At 57.4% G+C, this 5,255-nt stretch carries 2 rRNA genes; both read left to right on the top strand.

The features are described 5' to 3' along the window. The first annotated feature begins 200 nt into the window (after positions 1 to 200). A 16S ribosomal RNA gene (locus ACFYL6_RS33080) occupies positions 201 to 1,715 on the top strand. Between the two features lie 380 nt (positions 1,716 to 2,095). Beyond that, positions 2,096 to 5,205: ribosomal RNA gene (locus ACFYL6_RS33085) — 23S ribosomal RNA — on the top strand. Together the 16S and 23S rRNA genes form the textbook arrangement of a ribosomal RNA operon. Positions 5,206 to 5,255: the final 50 nt, after the last annotated feature.

Here is a 5,255-nt window from a genome sequence, read left to right on the forward strand (position 1 = left end):
GCGGTTCGGATAGCCCCGGTTGGGGTTCCACTGTGGTGGGGCTTCTGGTCGGTGTGTGGTTGTTCTTTGAGAACTCAACAGGGTGCTTGTAAAGCCAGTGCCAATTATGATTTATACCCCGGACTGGTCAGTTTTTGCTGGCTGGTTGGGATTCCTTTGGCAACATTTGTTTGTTGTCAGGATGCTGTTCAACTAATTTTTTGTTGGAGAGTTTGATCCTGGCTCAGGACGAACGCTGGCGGCGTGCTTAACACATGCAAGTCGAGCGGAAAGGCCCTTCGGGGTACTCGAGCGGCGAACGGGTGAGTAACACGTGAGCAACCTGCCCCAAGCTTTGGGATAACCCTCGGAAACGGGGGCTAATACCGAATAGGACTTTTGGCCGCATGGCTGGGAGTGGAAAGTTTTTCGGCTTGGGATGGGCTCGCGGCCTATCAGCTTGTTGGTGGGGTGATGGCCTACCAAGGCGACGACGGGTAGCCGGCCTGAGAGGGCGACCGGCCACACTGGGACTGAGACACGGCCCAGACTCCTACGGGAGGCAGCAGTGGGGAATATTGCACAATGGGCGGAAGCCTGATGCAGCGACGCCGCGTGAGGGATGACGGCCTTCGGGTTGTAAACCTCTTTCAGCAGGGACGAAGCGAGAGTGACGGTACCTGCAGAAGAAGCACCGGCCAACTACGTGCCAGCAGCCGCGGTAAGACGTAGGGTGCGAGCGTTGTCCGGATTTATTGGGCGTAAAGAGCTCGTAGGCGGCTTGTCGCGTCGACCGTGAAAACTTGGGGCTCAACCCCAAGCCTGCGGTCGATACGGGCAGGCTAGAGTTCGGTAGGGGAGACTGGAATTCCTGGTGTAGCGGTGAAATGCGCAGATATCAGGAGGAACACCGGTGGCGAAGGCGGGTCTCTGGGCCGATACTGACGCTGAGGAGCGAAAGCGTGGGGAGCGAACAGGATTAGATACCCTGGTAGTCCACGCTGTAAACGTTGGGCGCTAGGTGTGGGGGGCCTCTCCGGTTCCCTGTGCCGCAGCTAACGCATTAAGCGCCCCGCCTGGGGAGTACGGCCGCAAGGCTAAAACTCAAAGGAATTGACGGGGGCCCGCACAAGCGGCGGAGCATGCGGATTAATTCGATGCAACGCGAAGAACCTTACCTGGGTTTGACATGGCCGCAAAACTCACAGAGATGTGAGGTCCTTCGGGGGCGGTCACAGGTGGTGCATGGCTGTCGTCAGCTCGTGTCGTGAGATGTTGGGTTAAGTCCCGCAACGAGCGCAACCCTCGTTCGATGTTGCCAGCGCGTTATGGCGGGGACTCATCGAAGACTGCCGGGGTCAACTCGGAGGAAGGTGGGGATGACGTCAAGTCATCATGCCCCTTATGTCCAGGGCTTCACGCATGCTACAATGGCCGGTACAATGGGCTGCGATACCGTGAGGTGGAGCGAATCCCAAAAAGCCGGTCTCAGTTCGGATCGGGGTCTGCAACTCGACCCCGTGAAGTCGGAGTCGCTAGTAATCGCAGATCAGCAACGCTGCGGTGAATACGTTCCCGGGCCTTGTACACACCGCCCGTCACGTCACGAAAGTCGGCAACACCCGAAGCCGGTGGCCCAACCCTTGTGGAGGGAGCCGTCGAAGGTGGGGCTGGCGATTGGGACGAAGTCGTAACAAGGTAGCCGTACCGGAAGGTGCGGCTGGATCACCTCCTTTCTAAGGAGCACCTTCCGACGAAAGTCGGTAAGGAGCCCGCACCGCCCGACTGTGGTGGTGGGGTGCTCAGATGGCGGAGACACTGGCAAGTTTTGCCCTGGCAACGGCCGGCGGCGCCTAGTACAGCCACCTTCGGGTGGTGGGAACGGATGCTTCTGGTGCGGCTGGGGGGAAATGTAGGCACCCTGTTGGGTCCTGAAGGAACAACCATTGTGTTGTTGTTTCAGAGACTTGTCTGGCCTCCTGTGTGGGGGCTGGAAGTCTGCCAGGCATGGCCTGGCCTCACATACCGCCAACTGTTGTTGGGTTTGGTGTGGGGCGGATCGGGTTGTGGGTTGGTCGTTTGTTGAGAATTGCACAGTGGACGCGAGCATCTTTGTGGTCAAGTTGTCAAGGGCGAACGGTGAATGCCTTGGCACCAGGAGCCGATGAAGGACGTGGGAGGCCGCGATAGGCCTGGGGGAGCTGTCAACCAAGCTGTGATCCCAGGGTGTCCGAATGGGGAAACCTGGCACCAGTCATGTGGTGTCACCCACACCTGAACACATAGGGTGTGTGGAGGGAACGCGGGGAAGTGAAACATCTCAGTACCCGTAGGAAGAGAAAACAATTTAGTGATTCCGTGAGTAGTGGCGAGCGAAAGCGGATCGAGGCTAAACCGGCTGCGTGTGATACCTGTCAGGGGTTGCGTGGTCGGGGTTGTGGGACCCCGCTGAGTGTACTGACATGCACTCGAGGAGTTACAAAGTCAGTGGCTAGTCGAACAGTCTGGAATGGCTGACCGTAGACGGTGAGAGTCCGGTAGGTGAAAGTTGCTGACCTTCTGTGGGTGTTCCCGAGTAGCGGCGGACCCCTGAAATCTGCCGTGAATCTGCCAGGACCACCTGGTAAGCCTAAATACTTCCTGGTGACCGATAGCGGACAAGTACCGTGAGGGAATGGTGAAAAGTACCCCGGGAGGGGAGTGAAATAGTACCTGAAACCGTTCGCCTACAATCCGTCGGAGCCTTGCGGGGTGACGGCGTGCCTTTTGAAGAATGAGCCTGCGAGTTAGTGGCATGTGGCGAGGTTAACCCGTGTGGGGGAGCCGTAGCGAAAGCGAGTCTGAATAGGGCGATTCAGTCGCGTGTCCTAGACCCGAAGCGGAGTGATCTAGCCATGGGCAGGCTGAAGCGCGGGTAAGACCGCGTGGAGGGCCGAACCCACCAATGTTGAAAAATTGGGGGATGACCTGTGGTTAGGGGTGAAAGGCCAATCAAACTCCGTGATAGCTGGTTCTCCCCGAAATGCATTTAGGTGCAGCGTCGCGTGTTTCTTGCCGGAGGTAGAGCACTGGATGGTCTAGGGGGCCCACAAGCTTACCGAAATCAGCCAAACTCCGAATGCCGGTAAGTGAGAGCGCGGCAGTGAGACTGCGGGGGATAAGCTTCGTAGTCGAGAGGGAAACAGCCCAGATCACCAGCTAAGGCCCCTAAGCGTGTGCTAAGTGGAAAAGGATGTGGGGTCGCATAGACAACCAGGAGGTTGGCTTAGAAGCAGCCACCCTTTAAAGAGTGCGTAATAGCTCACTGGTCAAGTGGTTCCGCGCCGACAATGTAGCGGGGCTCAAGCACACCGCCGAAGCTGTGGCATTCACATTTTATCCTCGCTTGGACTTGATTCCTTGTGCAGGTGTGTGGATGGGTAGGGGAGCGTCGTGCCGCGAGTGAAGCAGCGGGGTGACCCAGTTGTGGACGCGGCACGAGTGAGAATGCAGGCATGAGTAGCGAAAGAAGGGTGAGAAACCCTTCCGCCGGATGACCAAGGGTTCCAGGGCCAGGCTAATCCGCCCTGGGTGAGTCGGGACCTAAGGCGAGGCCGAGAGGCGTAGTCGATGGACAACGGGTTGATATTCCCGTACCCGCGAAAGAGCGTCCCTGATGAACCTCGTTGTGCTAACCACCCGAACTTGGTGAGGTCTTCGGACTGAGTTGAGGGAGCGTGGGAACCTGATGGGTAGTAGTCAAGCGATGGGGTGACGCAGGAAGGTAGCTGAGCCCGGCCGGTGGTTGTGCCGGGGTAAGCGTGTAGGCCGTGTTGTAGGCAAATCCGCAACACATATAGGCTGAGACGTGATGCCGAGCCGATTCAGGTGAAGTCAGTGATCCTATGCTGCCGAGAAAAGCCTCTAGCGAGTTCTTAGCGGCCCGTACCCCAAACCGACACAGGTGGTCAGGTAGAGAATACCGAGGCGATCGGGCGAACTGTGGTTAAGGAACTCGGCAAATTGCCCCCGTAACTTAGGGAGAAGGGGGGCCGGAGACGTGAAGCCCCGCGCGGGTGGAGCGTTGTATGGCCGCAGAGAGCAGGGGGAAGCGACTGTTTACTAAAAACACAGGTCCATGCGAAGAAGTAATTCGATGTATATGGACTGACGCCTGCCCGGTGCTGGAACGTTAAGGGGACCTGTTAGCTCTTCGGGGCGAAGCGGAGAACTTAAGCGCCAGTAAACGGCGGTGGTAACTATAACCATCCTAAGGTAGCGAAATTCCTTGTCGGGTAAGTTCCGACCTGCACGAATGGCGTAACGACTTCCCCACTGTCTCAACCACAGGCCCGGCGAAATTGCAGTACGAGTAAAGATGCTCGTTACGCGCGGCAGGACGGAAAGACCCCGGGACCTTTACTATAGCTTGACATTGGTACTCGAATTAGCTTGTGTAGGATAGGTGGGAGCCGGTGAAGTCCATACGCCAGTATGGGTGGAGGCAATCTTGAAATACCACTCTGGTTGATTTGGGTATCTAACTTCGGACCGTTATCCGGTTCAGGGACAGTGTCTGGTGGGTAGTTTAACTGGGGCGGTTGCCTCCTAAAAGGTAACGGAGGCGCCCAAAGGTTCCCTCAGCCTGGTTGGCAATCAGGTGTTGAGTGCAAGTACACAAGGGAGCTTGACTGTGAGACTGACAGGTCGAGCAGGGACGAAAGTCGGGACTAGTGATCCGGCACTTGCGAGTGGAAGCGGTGTCGCTCAACGGATAAAAGGTACCCCGGGGATAACAGGCTGATCTTCCCCAAGAGTCCATATCGACGGGATGGTTTGGCACCTCGATGTCGGCTCGTCGCATCCTGGGGCTGTAGCAGGTCCCAAGGGTTGGGCTGTTCGCCCATTAAAGCGGTACGCGAGCTGGGTTTAGAACGTCGTGAGACAGTTCGGTCCCTATCCGCCGTGCGCGTAGGATACTTGAGAAGGGCTGTCCCTAGTACGAGAGGACCGGGACGGACGAACCTCTGGTGTGCCAGTTGTCCTGCCAAGGGCACGGCTGGTTAGCTACGTTCGGAAGGGATAACCGCTGAAAGCATCTAAGCGGGAAGCCTGCTTCAAGATGAGGTATCCCACCCACCTTGGTGGGGTAAGGCCCCCAGCTAGACGACTGGGTTGATAGGCCGGAAATGTAAGCCCGGTAACGGGTTCAGTTGACCGGTACTAATAGGCCGAGGACTTGACTACTAAGCTGCTACGCGTCCACTGTGCAACTCTGAACAAGCGAACACCCGTGA

Source organism: Micromonospora sp. NPDC007208 (assembly GCF_042869175.1).
In the GTDB taxonomy this organism is placed as follows: Bacteria; Actinomycetota; Actinomycetes; order Mycobacteriales; family Micromonosporaceae; genus Micromonospora; species Micromonospora foliorum.